The sequence below is a fragment of the Luteibacter sp. 22Crub2.1 genome (assembly GCF_900167995.1).
Taxonomy (GTDB): domain Bacteria; phylum Pseudomonadota; class Gammaproteobacteria; order Xanthomonadales; family Rhodanobacteraceae; genus Luteibacter; species Luteibacter mycovicinus.
Genome location: NZ_FUYT01000009.1, coordinates 1 through 14924, shown reverse-complemented (window position 1 = coordinate 14924; position 14924 = coordinate 1). Strand labels below are relative to the sequence as shown.

Annotated in this window: 16 protein-coding genes and 2 pseudogenes; 12 read left to right on the top strand and 6 right to left on the bottom strand. The window is 64.3% G+C overall.

Features of this window, described 5'->3' with window-relative positions; all coding sequences use genetic code 11:
* Nucleotides 1-2 precede the first annotated feature (2 nt).
* From B5X73_RS10755 to B5X73_RS10740, 4 genes are read left to right on the top strand one after another with little or no spacing between them, the layout of a single operon-like run.
* Nucleotides 3-533 carry a phage tail protein gene (locus tag B5X73_RS10755; protein WP_079521683.1) on the top strand — a complete coding sequence of 177 codons (531 nt, stop codon included), beginning with the start codon at nucleotides 3-5 and terminating at the stop codon, nucleotides 531-533.
* 21 nt (nucleotides 534-554) lie between these two features.
* Entirely contained in the window at nucleotides 555-1085 is a 531-nt protein-coding gene (locus tag B5X73_RS10750; RefSeq protein WP_079521682.1) for a phage tail protein, read from the top strand.
* A gap of 21 nt (nucleotides 1086-1106) precedes the next feature.
* Nucleotides 1107-1640 carry a phage tail protein gene (locus tag B5X73_RS10745; protein WP_079521681.1) on the top strand — a complete coding sequence of 178 codons (534 nt, stop codon included), beginning with the start codon at nucleotides 1107-1109 and terminating at the stop codon, nucleotides 1638-1640.
* Entirely contained in the window at nucleotides 1640-2161 is a 522-nt protein-coding gene (locus B5X73_RS10740; protein WP_079521680.1) for a GNAT family N-acetyltransferase, read from the top strand. Before B5X73_RS10745 ends, B5X73_RS10740 begins: the two co-directional genes overlap by 1 nt.
* On the opposite strand, the gene B5X73_RS10735 is transcribed toward B5X73_RS10740, so the two are convergent.
* The 4 genes from B5X73_RS10735 to pdhA form a co-directional block, all read right to left on the bottom strand.
* Nucleotides 2154-2444 carry a DUF6916 family protein gene (locus B5X73_RS10735; RefSeq protein ID WP_079521679.1) on the bottom strand — a complete coding sequence of 97 codons (291 nt, stop codon included), beginning with the start codon at nucleotides 2442-2444 and terminating at the stop codon, nucleotides 2154-2156. The two genes, B5X73_RS10740 and B5X73_RS10735, sit on opposite strands and share 8 nt — an antisense overlap.
* Nucleotides 2445-2608: 164 nt before the next feature.
* The gene (locus B5X73_RS10730) at nucleotides 2609-4015 is read right to left on the bottom strand and encodes a dihydrolipoamide acetyltransferase family protein (RefSeq protein WP_079521678.1); all 1407 of its coding nucleotides are present in this window, start codon (nucleotides 4013-4015) and stop codon (nucleotides 2609-2611) included.
* Nucleotides 4016-4028: 13 nt separating this feature from the next.
* Entirely contained in the window at nucleotides 4029-5009 is a 981-nt protein-coding gene (locus B5X73_RS10725; RefSeq protein ID WP_036115856.1) for an alpha-ketoacid dehydrogenase subunit beta, read from the bottom strand.
* Between the two features lie 12 nt (nucleotides 5010-5021).
* Nucleotides 5022-6101 carry a pyruvate dehydrogenase (acetyl-transferring) E1 component subunit alpha gene (gene pdhA, locus B5X73_RS10720; RefSeq protein ID WP_036118354.1) on the bottom strand — a complete coding sequence of 360 codons (1080 nt, stop codon included), beginning with the start codon at nucleotides 6099-6101 and terminating at the stop codon, nucleotides 5022-5024.
* 229 nt (nucleotides 6102-6330) lie between these two features.
* Here pdhA and B5X73_RS10715 point away from each other — a divergent pair, with 229 nt between their 5' ends.
* Nucleotides 6331-7179 carry a tryptophan 2,3-dioxygenase gene (locus B5X73_RS10715; RefSeq protein WP_079521677.1) on the top strand — a complete coding sequence of 283 codons (849 nt, stop codon included), beginning with the start codon at nucleotides 6331-6333 and terminating at the stop codon, nucleotides 7177-7179.
* 70 nt (nucleotides 7180-7249) lie between these two features.
* Nucleotides 7250-8758, top strand: coding sequence for a peptide MFS transporter (locus B5X73_RS10710; RefSeq protein ID WP_043692373.1), 1509 nt, complete (start codon nucleotides 7250-7252; stop codon nucleotides 8756-8758).
* 131 nt (nucleotides 8759-8889) lie between these two features.
* Here B5X73_RS10710 and B5X73_RS10705 read toward each other — a convergent pair whose 3' ends face one another.
* Nucleotides 8890-9345: a MarR family winged helix-turn-helix transcriptional regulator gene (locus B5X73_RS10705; RefSeq protein ID WP_079521676.1), complete on the bottom strand. Its 456-nt coding sequence runs from the start codon at nucleotides 9343-9345 to the stop codon at nucleotides 8890-8892.
* A gap of 89 nt (nucleotides 9346-9434) precedes the next feature.
* On the opposite strand from B5X73_RS10705, the gene hppD reads away from it, so the two are divergent.
* The 6 genes and pseudogenes from hppD (at nucleotide 9435) to B5X73_RS20640 (ending at nucleotide 14599) form a co-directional block, all read left to right on the top strand.
* Nucleotides 9435-10523 (top strand): 4-hydroxyphenylpyruvate dioxygenase, encoded by a 1089-nt coding sequence (gene hppD / locus B5X73_RS10700; protein WP_036115843.1) that lies wholly within the window; start codon nucleotides 9435-9437, stop codon nucleotides 10521-10523.
* Nucleotides 10524-10571: 48 nt separating this feature from the next.
* Nucleotides 10572-11882: a homogentisate 1,2-dioxygenase gene (gene hmgA, locus B5X73_RS10695; RefSeq protein WP_079521675.1), complete on the top strand. Its 1311-nt coding sequence runs from the start codon at nucleotides 10572-10574 to the stop codon at nucleotides 11880-11882.
* A 15-nt stretch (nucleotides 11883-11897) separates the two neighbouring features.
* Nucleotides 11898-12878 (top strand): fumarylacetoacetate hydrolase family protein, encoded by a 981-nt coding sequence (locus B5X73_RS10690; RefSeq protein WP_079521674.1) that lies wholly within the window; start codon nucleotides 11898-11900, stop codon nucleotides 12876-12878.
* Between the two features lie 188 nt (nucleotides 12879-13066).
* Nucleotides 13067-13534 (top strand): annotated as a pseudogene (locus B5X73_RS10685) (fasciclin domain-containing protein); the annotation flags it as partial.
* A gap of 90 nt (nucleotides 13535-13624) precedes the next feature.
* A pseudogene (locus B5X73_RS20645) lies at nucleotides 13625-13846 on the top strand (FAA hydrolase family protein); the annotation flags it as partial.
* A 453-nt stretch (nucleotides 13847-14299) separates the two neighbouring features.
* A complete protein-coding gene (locus B5X73_RS20640; protein ID WP_139382741.1) occupies nucleotides 14300-14599 on the top strand; it encodes a hypothetical protein in 300 nt (99 codons plus the stop codon).
* Nucleotides 14600-14693: 94 nt separating this feature from the next.
* On the opposite strand, the gene B5X73_RS10680 is transcribed toward B5X73_RS20640, so the two are convergent.
* Nucleotides 14694-14924: integrase core domain-containing protein (locus B5X73_RS10680; RefSeq protein WP_139382740.1), on the bottom strand; the 231-nt coding region annotated here is incomplete at its 5' end.

Genomic DNA, 14924 nt, shown 5'->3' with positions numbered 1-14924 from the left:
GGATGAGTAACTATTTCGTCGGGCAGATCATGCTCGCGGGGTTCAGCTTCGCGCCCAGGGGTTTCGCGGCATGCAACGGCCAGTTGATGCCAGTGCAGCAGAACCAGGCGTTGTTCTCGCTGCTTGGCGTGCACTACGGCGGCGACGGCCGCACCACGTTCGGGCTGCCCGACCTGCGCAGTCGTACACCGGTGGGTTCGGGACCTTCGGTCGATCCAAACTGGCAACCGCCGGCGTATGCCGTCGGCTCGACGGCGGGTCTCGAGACCGTGACCTTGCTGCAGAGCCAGATGCCTGCACACACGCATCCCCTGAATGCCACCACACTGGCCGGCACCGTAAAGCTGCCCACCAATGCGCTCTACGGTGGCTCGGGTGCGGAGAATTTTTATGCCACGCCGGGCCATCCGACGCCGCTGGCGGCTTCGACGATCGGTATGGCCGGCGGCGGTCAGCCGCATCCCAACCTGCAGCCTCTTAGCGCGCTCGGTTTCAACATCGCCATGACCGGCATCTTCCCGTCACGCAGCTGACGCCGAACCAGGAGATCGACCATGTCAGAGTGCTACATCGGCGAGATACGCATGTTCGGATTCAGTCGCGTGCCGGATGGGTGGCTCGCCTGCGACGGCAGCCTGGTCCCGATCAGTGACTACGAGACGCTGTACGTCCTTCTGGGCACCACCTACGGCGGCGACGGGGTCAACACGTTCGGCGTGCCTGATATGCGCGGCCGGATCCCGGTCGGGCAAGGGCAGGGGCCCGGGCTCTCCAGCTACGTGCCAGGGCAGAAAGTCGGCACCGAAACGGTGACACTATCCACGCCTCAGTTGCCCATGCACAACCATACGTGCGTGGCGACCACCGACGCGGGTACCAGCGCCACGCCCGGCTCGGGTGCCGTACTCGGCGGCATCGCGCCCGACACGATGTACACCCCGGACAGTACGGGCCTGACCAGCTACGCGCTGGCGGTGTCCGCCGTCGGCAATCAGGGGGGCTCGCAGCCGCACAACAATCTCATGCCGACCCTGAGCGTGCCGTTCTGCATCGCGTACACCGGCATCTATCCCACTCCTTCCTGATCCCTCGCAGGCGACTACGACATGACCGAACCTTACTTCGGCGAAATACAGGTTTTCGCCTTCGACTTCGCCCCGGTCGACTGGGCATTCTGTAACGGTGCGACGTTGCCGGTGACGCAGTACACGGCGCTGTATTCCTTGCTGGGGATCACTTACGGCGGCAACGGTTCCTCGACCTTCATGTTGCCCAACCTCACCTCGCGTGCGCCCGGGGGCATCGGTGCCGGGCCAGGGCTGACGCCGCGGTCGGCGGGCAATGCGTACGGTGAATTCCAACATGCGCTGACCATGACGGAGATGCCATCGCACGGACACGCTGCGACGATTTATGCACAACGCGATCAGACCAAACGAACCTCGGTTCCCTCCGCAGGCAGCGCGCTGGTTACTCCCAGCACGACATCGCCTTTCCTCCCGGGCGCCGTGCCGTCCACGTCGATGTCTCCGCTGGCGATACAGCCGGCCGGTTCCGGGCTGCCGCACGAAAACCGACAGCCGTCCCTTGCGCTGAATTTTTGCATCGCGCTGCAGGGCGTCTATCCGAACTTCAACTGATGCGCCTGCCGGGCTTTCCCGTCGCGGGTCATGCCGATGACAAGCTGGCGGAGTCAGTGGCGGTCGCCGGCCTACGACTGAAGGATTGCGACGAGCGCGACCTTCCTTTCCTGCGCGTGCTGTATCGGCAGACGCGCGACGACGAGCTGGCAGGCACCGGCTGGGCGGAAGCGGAACGCATGGCTTTTTCCGACCAGCAGTTCGGCATGCAGCACATTCACTTCATCAGTCACTTCCCCCGCGCACGTTTCTTCGTGCTTCAACGTGAGGGTCGTGACATCGGTCGCTACTACCTCGACGTGACCGGGGAGGCGTGGCACGTGGTCGACATCGCACTCGTGTCGGACGCGCGCGGGCAGGGTATCGGCACGGCGCTCTTGCGGGCGACGCGTGCTCTCGCTCCCGCCGTCACGCTGAGCGTGGCCGTGAACAATCCCGCCGCCATGCGGCTCTACGAGCGTCTGGGATTCGTCGATGAAGGCGCGGCCGGCGGCATGCACCGGCGCATGCGCGCTAGTTGAAGACGGCCTGGTAGACGAAGCCGTCGCGATCGCGCGCGACGGGCACGAGGAAGATACCGAATTCGCCCAGTTGCGGATGGCGCATCGTGTAGGTGCGCTGGGCGAAAAGAATGGCCGCCGTGTTGTGGAACAGCAGCGAGAACGCCTGGCGGAACGAGGACGCCGAAGCCAGCGGTTGCACCTGCATCAGCACGAACGGCGCGTTGCCGTCCCCGGTGTCGACGTCGGCCTCGAAGGTCTCGTTCACATGGCCGGCGAAGTGGTGCATCTCGAAGAACTGCATGGGTGCCCTCCCGGTGACCTGCAAGGCAGGTCGGTTGCGATGGGGGGAGCATCGCGCACATGGTGCGTTCCTACAAACTGCAAGCATCGCGCGCGGGGCGCGCTCCTACACCATCGTGTAGGAGCGCGCCCCGCGCGCGAATGGACCCACAGGATCGCTGCGACTTACTGCGGCAGGCCCAGATCGTCGATCATCGCCTTGAGGAAGCGCGCCGCTTCGCCGCCGGTGGCCGCGCGGTGGTCAAAGGTCAGCGAGAGCGGCATGCGGCGATGCACTTCGATACCGCCCATCACGGCGACCACATCGTGGCTCAGCTTGCCCGCACCGATGATCGCAACGGTCGGCGGCACCACCACCGGCGTAGCGTAACGACCGGCAAACATGCCGAAATTGGACAGGCTGATGGTGTAGCCGGAGAGTTCCGATGCCGGGATGCTGCGATCCTCGACCGACGAACGCAGTCGCTTGATCGCGGCGCGGACACCGGCACCGTCGAGCACGTCGGCGTTACGCAGCGCGGGCACGAACAGGCCGTCTTCGGTGTCCACAGCGATGCCGATGTCCACGTGCGGATGCAGCGTGCGGGTCAGGTCCTTGCCGTTGAACCAGGCGTTGAGCGCCGGCACGGCCTTGCAGGCCACGACGATGGCGCGGATCAGACGCGCGGTGATGTCCTGCTTGCCGATCCAGGCATGCAGATCGGCATCGTCGACGATCGTGGTCGGGACGACCTGGGCATGCGCATCGGCCATGACGCGTGCCATGTTGCGGCGGACACCCTTGAGCTGTTCCGGCTGGCCCATCGCGTCCTTGCCCGGAGGCGCCGTGCGCACGGCCTTGCCGGCGAGCGACACCGGCGTACGCGAGGGGGCGGGACCCGGCTCGGGCAACGAGGGTGCCAGGTGCTGGGCCGAGGCGGGGCGCGCGGGTGCGGCAGGCTGCGAGCCGGATGCGCCGAGCGCGGCGCCTCCGTTGGCGGCGGCGTTCTTCACGTCGGCCATGGTGATCACGCCACCGGCGCCCGTGGGCGACACGCGGGTGAGGTCGATCTTCATCTTCTTCGCCAGCGCGCGCACGGCCGGTACGGCCTTGACGCCACCGGCGCTGGAGACCTGCTCGGTGTGCACGGCGTTGCCGCTGACCATGGCGCCGACGACGGTGCCTTCGTCTTCGCGCTGTGCCGGGGCCTTGCCATCGGATTCGATCTCGCCACCGTCGTCGGAGGCGACGACCTTGGACGCGTCATCCGGTGCCGGGCTGCCGACGCTCTTCTTCGGGCCGTGGTGGTGACCCGTGGATTCGGCTTCGGCACGCTGGCGGGCGTTCGGATCGATTTCGAAGTCGGCCAGCGACGCGCCGGTTTCGATGATGTCACCCACGCCGCCGTGCAGCTTCTTCACGGTGCCGGAGAAGGGCGACGGCACGTCGACGACGGCCTTCGCGGTTTCCATCGACACCAGCGGGGCGTCGAGCTTGATGGTGTCGCCTTCCTTGACGTGCCACTCGACGACGGTCGCGTCGGGCAGGCCTTCGCCGAGGTCCGGCAGGTAAAAGGTCTTGATGTCGGCCATGTCTATCGTTTCCTCAGGAGGCGGCGAGCGTGCGCTGGGCGGCTTCGACGATGCGTTCGACGCTGGGCAGGTACTTCATTTCCAGGCGGAACAGCGGGATGTGGGTATCGAAGCCGGTGACGCGCTCGACCGGCGCGAGCAGGCTGTACAGGCATTCCTCGGACAGGCGGGCGGCGATTTCCGCGCCGAAACCGGCCGTCTTCGGCGCCTCGTGCACGATCACGCAGCGGCCGGTCCTGCCGACCGACTCGGCGATCGTGTCGAAGTCCAGCGGGGTCAGCGTGGCGACGTCGATGACTTCGGCGCTGATGCCCTGCTGGGCGAGTTCGTCGGCGGCCTCGAGGCATTCCTTGACCTGCGCGCCCCAGGTGACCAGCGTGACGTCGGTGCCGTCGCGCAGCACGAAGCACACGTCGAGCGGCAGCGCTTCGCCGTCATCGGGCACTTCTTCCTTGTACTGGCGATAGATGCGCTTGGGCTCGAAGAAGATCACCGGATCCGGATCGCGGATGGCGGCGAGCAGCAGGCCGTAGGCACGCGCCGGGGACGACGGCATGACCACGCGCAGGCCCGGGATGTTGGTGAACAGGTGCTCGTTGGCCTCGGAGTGATGCTCCGGCGCACGAATGCCGCCGCCCCAGGGGGCGCGCCACACGGCCGGCACGGTCATGCGACCGCGGGTGCGGTTGCGCATGCGCGCGGCGTGGCAGGCGATGTGCTCCATCATCGGGTAGATGAAGCCTTCGAACTGCGCCTCGGCGACCGGCTTCATGCCCTGCACGGCCAGGCCGATGGTCAGGCCGGCGATGGTGCCTTCGTCCAGCGGCGTGTCGATGACGCGCTCTTCGCCGAACTGTTCCTGCAGGCCCTGGGTGGCGCGGAACACGCCGCCGTTGACGCCGACGTCCTCACCGAGCACCACGACGCTTTCGTCGTTGCGCATTTCGTAGGCGAGCGCCTGGGTCACTGCTTCGATCAGAGTGATTTGTGCCATGGGAAGAGATCCTTACGACTTGCGATCGAGGGAAGCGACGTAGTCACGCTGCGCTTCGAGGTCGGCCGGGACTTCGGCGTACAGGTAGTCGAACATCGCCGTGGCCGGCTGGTTCTTCGTCTCCAGGTACGCGTTGACCTCGTTGTCCATCCAGTCATCGCACTCGGCCTTCCAGGCCTCTTCCTTCGCGTCGTCCCACTTGCCCTTGGCTTCGAGCCACTTGCGCAGGCGCGGCACGGGGTCGCGCTCCCAGGCGTCCTTCACTTCCTGCTCGCCGCGGTAGCGACGGGCGTCGTCGGCGGTGGTGTGGTCGCCGAGGCGGTAGGTCACCGCTTCGATCACGCTGCCACCCTGGCCGGAACGGGCGCGCTCGAGCGCGTCTTCCATCGCCTTGCGTACTGCAATGATGTCGTTGCCGTCCACCTGGATGCAGAACAGGCCGGCCGCGATGCCCTTCTGGGCCAGCGTGCCGGAACCGCTCTGGATGCGGCGCGGGACCGAGATGGCCCACTGGTTGTTCACGATGACGGCGACCAGCGGCAGGTTCTGCGCACCGGTGACGTTGATCGCGCCGTAGAAGTCGCCCTTGGACGAACCGCCGTCACCGATCGTGCAGACCGCCACGCGCGGTTCCTTGCGGATCTTGAAGGCGAGCGCCGAACCGGCGGCGTGCAGGCACTGCGTACCGATGGGCACGCACCAGGCGAAGTCGTGCGCGGGGGCGTCGGCGAAGTCGTTGCCACGCTCGTCGCCACCCCAGTAGGTGTAGACCTCGCGCGGCTTGACGCCGCGATACAGCTGCGCGCCGTATTCGCGGTAGGACACCGCGAGGGAGTCTTCACGTCGCATGGCGCTGCCGATACCGACGTGCGCGGCCTCGTGACCGAGGCACGACGCGTAGGTACCGAGCTTGCCGGTGCGCTGCAGCGCGATCGACTTGGCGTCGAAGACGCGTGTGGAGACCATCAGCTTGTAGAGCTCGACCATATGGTCGAGATCCTTTGCGAATTCAGGGAGTTCCTTACCGGTTTCCTTGCCATCCTGGTCAAGGTACTGCAGGTATTCGATTTCGAACTTGGCGGCGACGGACACGACTCGCTCCCAGGGGAAGGTTAGAAACGACACGCACGAGTGGGGAAGCGGACGGCCCATCCAGCGGGGCACGAGCGGCTTTTCGATCATTGCGAGCCGGACTAGATATCAGGGGTATTATCACCCGGCAAGGCACGGCGCAGCATGAGACCGGCCGTCGCAGCCCCGGAATGGCGGCGTGGCGCGGGTTTCAGGGCTTCCAGACTCCTTTTTGCGAATCGACTCACCCATGACCAATCCTCAGCGCGACCTCGAACCGGGCATCCGTACCGACCTCGACGGGCGCCTCACGTATGGCGACTACCTGCGACTGGACAAGGTGCTGTCCGCGCAGGAGCCCCGCAGCAACCCGCCCCAGCACGACGAGATGCTCTTCATCATCCAGCACCAGACCTCGGAGCTCTGGCTGAAACTGCTGATCCACGAGCTGGACGCGGCGCTGGTGCATCTTCGCGTGGACGACGTCGATCGCGCGTTGAAAATCCTTGCCCGTGTCAAACATATCCAGCACCAGCTCTACGAGCAGTGGGGCGTGCTCGAGACACTAACCCCCACGGAGTATCTGCAGTTCCGCGACGTGCTCGGTCCGTCCTCCGGATTCCAGTCGCTGCAGTACCGCATCGTCGAGTTCGTGCTGGGCAACAAACACGCCGACATGCTGCGCGTGTTCGAGCACGATCCGCTTGCCCACGAGCGCCTCAGGGCTGCTTTCGAGGCACCCGGGCTGTACGACGAATACCTGCGGTTCCTCGCACGCCGCGGGCACGCGGTGCCGTCGAGCGTGCTGCAACGCGATACCAGCCAGCCGTGGCAGCGCGAACCCGCCTTGCTGCCGGTCTTCAAGCGCATCTACGAAAACACCGCCAGCCACTGGCCTGAGTACCATCTCAGTGAGCAACTCGTGGATATCGAGGAATCGTTCCAGCTCTGGCGCTTCCGCCACATGAAAACCGTGGAGCGCATCATCGGCTTCCGCACCGGCACCGGCGGTTCCTCCGGCGTGGCTTTCCTGCGCAAGGCGCTCGAGCAGAGCTTCTTCCCCGAGCTGATCGAAGTACGCACCATCCTGGGCACCTGACATTTGACGTTCCCGCCCGGTCCAGCTAAACACCCTTGATCGATCGACCGATCCATCGCCAAGGGAAGCCATGACACCGACCGCCCCAAGCCAGACACGGCCCGTGCCCGACTATCCGCAGACCCTGGGGCATCCGCGCCCCTTGTGGATGCTGTTCATGACCGAGTTCTGGGAGCGCTTCGCCTTCTACGGCATGCGCTGGGCGCTGACGCTGTACATCGTGGCGGAGTTCTTCAAGGGCGATGCGTCGGGGCAGGGCTACGCCAGCCGCACCTATGGCGCGTACCTCGCGCTGGTCTACGCGTCGGCCATCTTCGGCGGCTGGGTCGCCGACCGCATCCTCGGTTACCAGCGCTCGATCCTCGTCGGCGCCGCCGTGATGGGCGCGGGCCTGTTCATGGTGATGGTGCCGAACCAGCAGGTGTTCCTCGCCGGTCTGGCCACGGTGATCGTCGGCAACGGCCTGTTCAAACCGAACATTTCTTCACTGGTCGGCCAGATCTATCCGCAGGGCGATGACCGCCGCGATCGCGGCTTCACCATCTTCTACATGGGCATCAACATGGGCGGCTTTCTCGCCCCGCTGATCACCGGCTGGATCGCCTCGGTGATGAGCAACACGCCGTTGCAGGACAACTACCGCGCCGTCTTCGCCTCCACCGGCGTCGGCATGGTGATCTGCTTCATCTGGTTCCTCATCGGCAAGAAACAGCTCAAGGGCGTCGGCGTGCCGCCGCCGGAGCGCCACGAGGGCAAGAGCCTTATCGCCGTGATCGTCGGCATCCTCGTCGCCATTCCGCTGGTCTACCTGCTGATGGCCAAGGCGGGTGCGATCTTCATCGCGTGGCTGCTCGGCGTGCTCTTCATCGGCGTGGCCGCGATGCTGGTCGTCGAGGCCGTCCGGCACGACCGCATCCAGATCCACCGCGTCATCGCCATGCTGCTGCTGTTCGCCTTCAACGTGCTGTTCTGGATGTTCTTCGAACAGGCCGGCAGCTCGTTCAACTTCCTCGCGCAGAACATCGTCGATCGTCACATGTTCGGCGGCTGGGAATTTCCCACCGGCTGGTTCCAGTCGGTGAACTCGGCGGCGATCCTGGTCTTTGCGCCCATCGTGGCGCTGGCCTGGGGCTGGTCGGCACGGCACCGCAAGGAACCGTCGATTCCGCGCAAGTTCGGCCTCGGCCTCATGTTCAACGCGCTGGGTTTCCTGGTGCTGATGTACGCGCTGAGCGCGCTCGTCGGCACGGACAACCTGATCCCGTTCTGGCCGCTGGCGCTGTGCTACGTCATGCAGACCATCGGCGAGCTGTGCCTGTCACCGATCGGCCTGTCGATGGTGACCAAGCTGGCGCCGCTGCGCGTGGTCGGCCTGGCGATGGGTGGGTGGTTCCTGTCCACGGCGATCGGCAACAACCTGTCCGGCCTGCTGGCGGGTCATATCAGCGGCGAGACAGGGATGACCGTGGGCTCCGCGCTGAGCGGGTTCACCTTCAGCTTCGAGCTCTTGATCGGGGCAGGCATCGTGTTGTTCGTGATCGCACCGCTGATCAACCGGTTGATGCACGGGGTGAAATGACGCGGCGTCTCGTTTCACAACGCCTCGTGTCACTGTAGGAGCGCGCCTTGCGCGCGATTCGGTAATGCCGCCACCTCGCATCACCCATCGCGCGCGGGGCGCGCTCCTACATAAGCGGTCGCGGTGTGGTTTTACCGCGCCGTATCGAGAAGCTTGTCCAGAATGCTGTTGAGCTGGGCCCTCTCGCCCTCGTCCAGCTTCGCGAGCAAATCCCGCTCATGCGCCCGCGCCATCGGCGCGACCTCGTCATGAATCGCCCATCCGGCCTCGGACAGCTGCAGCACGGACCGGCGCTTGTCCCCGTCATGGGTGCCCCGATCCACGCGCCCCTTCTCGACCAGCCGCGCCACGGCCCGGCTTACGGCGACCTTGTCCATGGCCGTCCGCTCGACCACCTCCCGCGCCGAAATCTCGGGGAACCGGGCCAGAATCGTCATCACGCGCCATTCGGTCATGCTGAGCTGGAACCGGTCCTCGTACTCCGCGGCGATCGACTGGCTCACCGTGTTCGACAGGATCGACAGGCGGTAGGGCAGGAAGTGCTCCAGTTCCAGCGGGGCATGGGCGGGCACGGGTTCAAAGGTCATTGCTGCGCTGGTCCTTGCAAATGGTTACAAGTGAAACTATAAGGTGCGAGTCGACGGCGTAAGCCGTGCCCAAGCCAGGAGTATCGCCCATGAGCGCCCAGCCCAATATCGGTATGGAAGTCACCACCTTCGAAAACCCGCAGGGTGTCGATGGCTTCGAGTTCGTCGAGTTCGCCGCGCCCGACAGCGCGCTGCTGCACACGCTGTTTCCGAAGCTTGGCTTCACGGCCGTGGCGAAGCACAAGACCAAGGCTATCACCCTGTATCGCCAGGGCGACTGCAATTTCCTGGTCAACGAAGAGCCGAACTCCTTCGCGTCCGATTTCGCAGCCGCGCACGGTCCGAGCGCCTGCGGCTTCGCGATCCGTTTCAACCGTCCGGCGACCGACGTGCAGGCCACCGCGCTGTCGAATGGCGCTGAGAAGATCGCGGACAAAGCCGACACGCTGGCGCTGAATGTCCCGACGATCCAGGGCATCGGTGGCTGTGCGCTGTATCTCATCGATACCTATGGCGCCAAGGGCGATGTGTTCGATTCGGAGTTCGAGTGGATTCCGGGCGTCGACCGGCACCCGAAGGGTTTCGGCCTCACCTTCATCGATCATCTGACCCACAACCTGCACTTCGGCAACATGCAGAAGTGGTCGGATTACTACGAGCGCCTGTTCAACTTCCGCGAAATCCGCTATTTCGACATCAAGGGCGCCAAGACCGGCCTGGTGTCGAAGGCGATGACCGCGCCGGACGGCATGGTCCGTATCCCGCTCAACGAGTCGTCGGACGAAAAGTCGCAGATCAACGAGTACATCCGCGAATACAACGGCGAGGGCATCCAGCACATCGCGCTGTTCACCGATAACATTTACGAGTCGGTGGAAGCGATGCGTGCGCAGGACGTGGCTTTCCTCGAGACCCCGGACACGTATTACGAAGTGATCGACATCCGCGTGCCCGACCACGGTGAAGACATCCCGCGCCTGCAGAAGAACAAGCTGCTGATCGACGCCGACGACGAGACCAAGAAGAAGCTGCTGCTGCAGATCTTCACCCAGAACAACATCGGGCCGATCTTTTTCGAGATCATCCAGCGCAAAGGCAACGAGGGCTTCGGCAACGGCAACTTCAAGGCGCTGTTCGAGTCCATCGAGCGCGACCAGATGCGTCGCGGCGTACTCTAAGATCACCGTCGACACGTAGGAGCGCGCCTCGCGCGCGACAGGACCCCGATGAGCCACATCGAAGACACCCGCGCCTACCAGACCGGCTTCGGCAACGAGTTCGCCACGGAAGCGGTCGCCGGCGTGCTGCCGACCGGACAGAACTCGCCGCAACAGGTCGCTCACGGCCTGTACGCCGAGCAGTTGTCCGGCAGCGCGTTCACCGCGCCGCGTCACCGCAACCGGCGCAGCTGGCTGTACCGGATCCGTCCCGCCGCGCAGCACTCGCCGTTCTCGGCGCTGGGCCACGAGACCTTCCATAACCGTTTCCAGGAAGCGCCGGCCACACCCAACCAGATGCGTTGGGATCCGTTGCCGATGCCGTCCACCCCGACGGATTTCCTCGACGGTCTGGTCACCATGGGTGGCAACGGCGGCGCGGAAGAGCAGGCGGGTATCGGTATCCACCTTTACTGTGCCAATCGCTCGATGGAAGGTCGTTACTTCTACGATGCCGATGGCGAGCTGCTGATCGTGCCGCAACAGGGTCGCTTGCGCATTCGCACCGAGCTGGGCGTGCTCGACGTCGCCCCGCTTGAGATCGCGGTGGTCCCGCGTGGCGTGCGTTTCCTGGTCGAGCTGCCGGACGGCGAAGCGCGTGGCTATGTCGCCGAGAACTTCGGGGCGCAGCTGCACCTTCCCGACCTCGGTCCGATCGGCGCGAACGGACTTGCCCACCCGCGTGACTTCCTCACGCCAGTGGCGTCCTACGAGGATCTCGACGGTGATTTTGCGTTGATCGCGAAGTTCCAGGGCGCGCTGTGGTCGGCCACCATCGACCACTCGCCGCTCGACGTGGTCGCGTGGCATGGCAACTACGCGCCCTACAAATACGACCTGCGCCGCTTCAACACGATAGGCTCGATCGCGGTGGATCACCCGGATCCGTCGATCTTCACCGTGCTGACTTCGGCCAGCGACACCCCGGGCACGGCGAACATGGATTTCGTGATCTTTCCGCCGCGCTGGCTGGTGGCGGAGCACACGTTCCGCCCGCCGTACTTCCATCGCAACGTGGCCAGCGAGTTCATGGGCCTGATCGATGGCGCGTACGACGCGAAGGCCGGTGGTTTCGTGCCGGGTGGTTCGAGCCTGCACAACTGCATGAGCGGCCACGGCCCGGACGCGGCGAGTTTCGAGAAGGCCTCGGGCGCCGATGTCTCGCGTCCCGACCACATCACGGGCACGATGGCCTTCATGTTCGAGACCCGCAAGGTCATCCGCCCCACCCGCCAGGCGCTGGCATCCAAAGCGCTGCAGGGCGATTATTACGAATGCTGGCGCGGCCTGAAGAAACACTTCACGCCGCCGACGGTCTGATCGCAAAGGACATCCATGAAACTCGCTTCACTGAAGGAAGGCGGCCGTGACGGCACGCTGGTCGTCGTCAGTCGTGACCTAACCCGCGCCGTGAAAGCGGCGGGCATCGCGCCGACGTTGCAGGCCGCGCTCGACGACTGGAATGCCATCGCTCCGCGCCTCAACGCATTGTCGGAAGATCTCAACGAGGGCAGGGCGACCGGTGCTTTCGATCTCGACGTGACGAAGCTCGCCGCGCCGCTGCCTCGTGCCTATGAGTTCGTCGACGGCAGTGCCTATCTGCCTCACGTCGAGCGCGTCCGCCGTGCCCGTGGCGCGGAAGTGCCGGCCTCGTTCTACACCGACCCGCTGATGTATCAGGCGACCAGCGCCGGCTTTCTTGGGCCCCGCGATCCGGTCGTCGTGCCCAGCGAGGACTTCGGCATCGACCTTGAGGCCGAAGTGCTGGTCGTCACCGATGACGTGCCGATGGGCGTGACCCCCGCACAGGCGGCTGGCCACATTCAGCTGATCGGACTGGTCAACGACGTTTCGTTGCGTGGCCTGATTCCCGGCGAGCTGGCGAAGGGCTTCGGCTTTCTGCAGTCCAAGCCGCGTTCCGCGCTGTCGCCAGTGTTCGTCACGCCCGACGAGCTGGGCGACGTGTGGAAAGACGAGAAGCTGCACCTGCCGATGCGGACGTGGATCAACGGCCAATGGTTTGGTGAGGCCGAGTGCGGTGTCGATATGCAGTTCGACTTCTCGCAGCTCGTTGCTCATGTGGCAAAGACGCGCCCGTTGACCGCCGGCACGCTGGTGGGCTCGGGCACGATTGCGAATGAGGACACGGGCAAGGGGGCTTCGTGCCTCGCCGAGCAGCGTACGGTTGAGACACTGCGGGACGGTAAGCCGACGACGCCGTTTCTTTCCTTCGACGATACCGTGAAGATCGACATCACGGATGAGAAGGGTGTGAGCATTTTCGGCTCGATCGAACAGCGCATTCAAAAAAACTGACGGCCCCGCATCCGGGCGACTCATGCGTGCGTATCTATTGGTACCCCAATCACGGGGACAGAGGATCCGCCATGAAAAGTCGCATGCTTGCTCGCACGCTTCACGTCGCGTTTGCCCTCACGGCCGCTTGCGGCGTGATCAATGTTGCTTTCGCCGACGACGCCATGGACGCGCAGAAGACGGTCATGGTCGGTGGCGCCGCGATGTATCCGACGAAGAACATCGTCCAGAACGCCGTCAACTCGAAAGACCACACCACGCTGGTTGCTGCCGTGAAGGCTGCCGGGCTCGTCGATACGCTGTCGGGACCGGGTCCCTTCACTGTGTTCGCCCCAACCAACGAAGCGTTCAATGCGCTACCGGCCGGTACGGTCGATACGTTGGTCAAGCCCGAGAACAAGGCGACGCTGACCAAGATTCTTACCTATCACGTGGTATCGGGTCGCTACACCGCGTCCGACCTTATGGCACTGATTACCAAGGGTAATGGCAAGGCGAGCCTGACCACGGTTCAGGGCGAGCCGCTCACGGTGATGCAGTCTGGCAAGACACTCGAAGTGACCGACGCCAAGGGCGGTGTTGCGCACGTGACCATTGGCGACGTGCTGCAATCGAACGGCGTGATCCACGTTGTCGACAAGGTTCTGACGCCGTAAGTCAGGTATGAAAAAACCCCGCACGTTTCCGTGCGGGGCTTACTTTTTTAGAGCATCGCGCGCGGAGCGCGCTTCTACAGAAAGGCCCCTCCGCTCACCGCCGGCACGCCGGTCGGCTCAGGCACCATCGCCAACGAACACACCGGTAAGGGCGCGTCCTGCCTGGCCGAGCAGTGCACGGTCGAAACCTTGCGCGACGGTAAGCGGGCGACGCCGTTCCTGTCCTCTGGCGATACGGTGAAAATCGAGGTCACCGACAAGCGTGGCGTATCGATCTTCAGTTCGATCGAGCAAGTGGTCCAGAAAGCATAATCGCTCGATCACTCGCTGTGGGCGAAGGAAGTACTGTTCCCTGATGACAGGAGAACATGCCTAGCTCCGAAGCAGGGAATTCCTACAGCAGAAGTAAGCTTGGCGCGGTACCGTGTGCCGATCCTTTCATTGGATCAAGTCATGAAGACGGTGTGCTGGATCGTCGGATGTGCCGCGTTCGCACTGGTCATTGTGTTTTGCGGACCGACAAGGCCGGAGGACGGCGAGCGTGATGATGCGATCGCCGACGCCCTCTCGCTTACCAGGAAACGCGTCGACGGAGAGCCGCGCGCTTACGACCCGCCTCCGCAGCAAAGGGATGAGCTCGCTCATGCTCTTTCTTTGAGGCCCGGCGAAAGTGGAATTCGAGCAACGAGGGGCCGCGGTGTCCGGTGTTACCACAATTGTCCGCCGCCGGTAGGCAGCGTAACCGCGTCGCCTCAGGTCGTGAGCGTGCCCATCGGTGCCCTCGGCAATGTGACTGTTCACTGGCGATGGGATCAATCTTCCGCGCAGGAGGTCAGCCAGCACGGCTGCCTCTGGGTGAGTGTAGGCGAAGAGAGCGAGGCGCATCTCGTGGATTGCGGTGCTCCGGGCCGCAATCACGAAACAAGTGTGCGTTGGGTCGGAATGGACACCTACGTTTTTCGCGTCGCACCGGGCAATCCAAAAGGACCGTTCACCAAGCCACTTGCGGGACTGTTCCAGCTTGCGCAGACGCTTGTCATCGGCGTATCTCTACGCTACGAATGAAAAAGCCCCGCACGTTGCCGTGCGGGGCTTCTCTTTAAAAGCAGCGCGCGCAAGGCTGTAGTGGCCGGGTATTTGAGGACCACGCATAGGAGCGTTAAGCCGCCATCCTCTCAAACTCGGCCGGCGGGCGGTAGTCGAGCGCGGAGTGCAGGCGCTCGTGGTTGTAATAGCGAACCAGGTAGTCGATCGCGTCTTGTGATGCCAAAGCTCGGGTCGGGAAGGTTTCCTCGCCGAACCACTCCTGTTTAAGGCTTCGGAAGACGCGTTCGACGACGGCGTTGTCCCAGCAGTTCCCCTTTCGGCTCATGCTTTGAACGATGCCGTG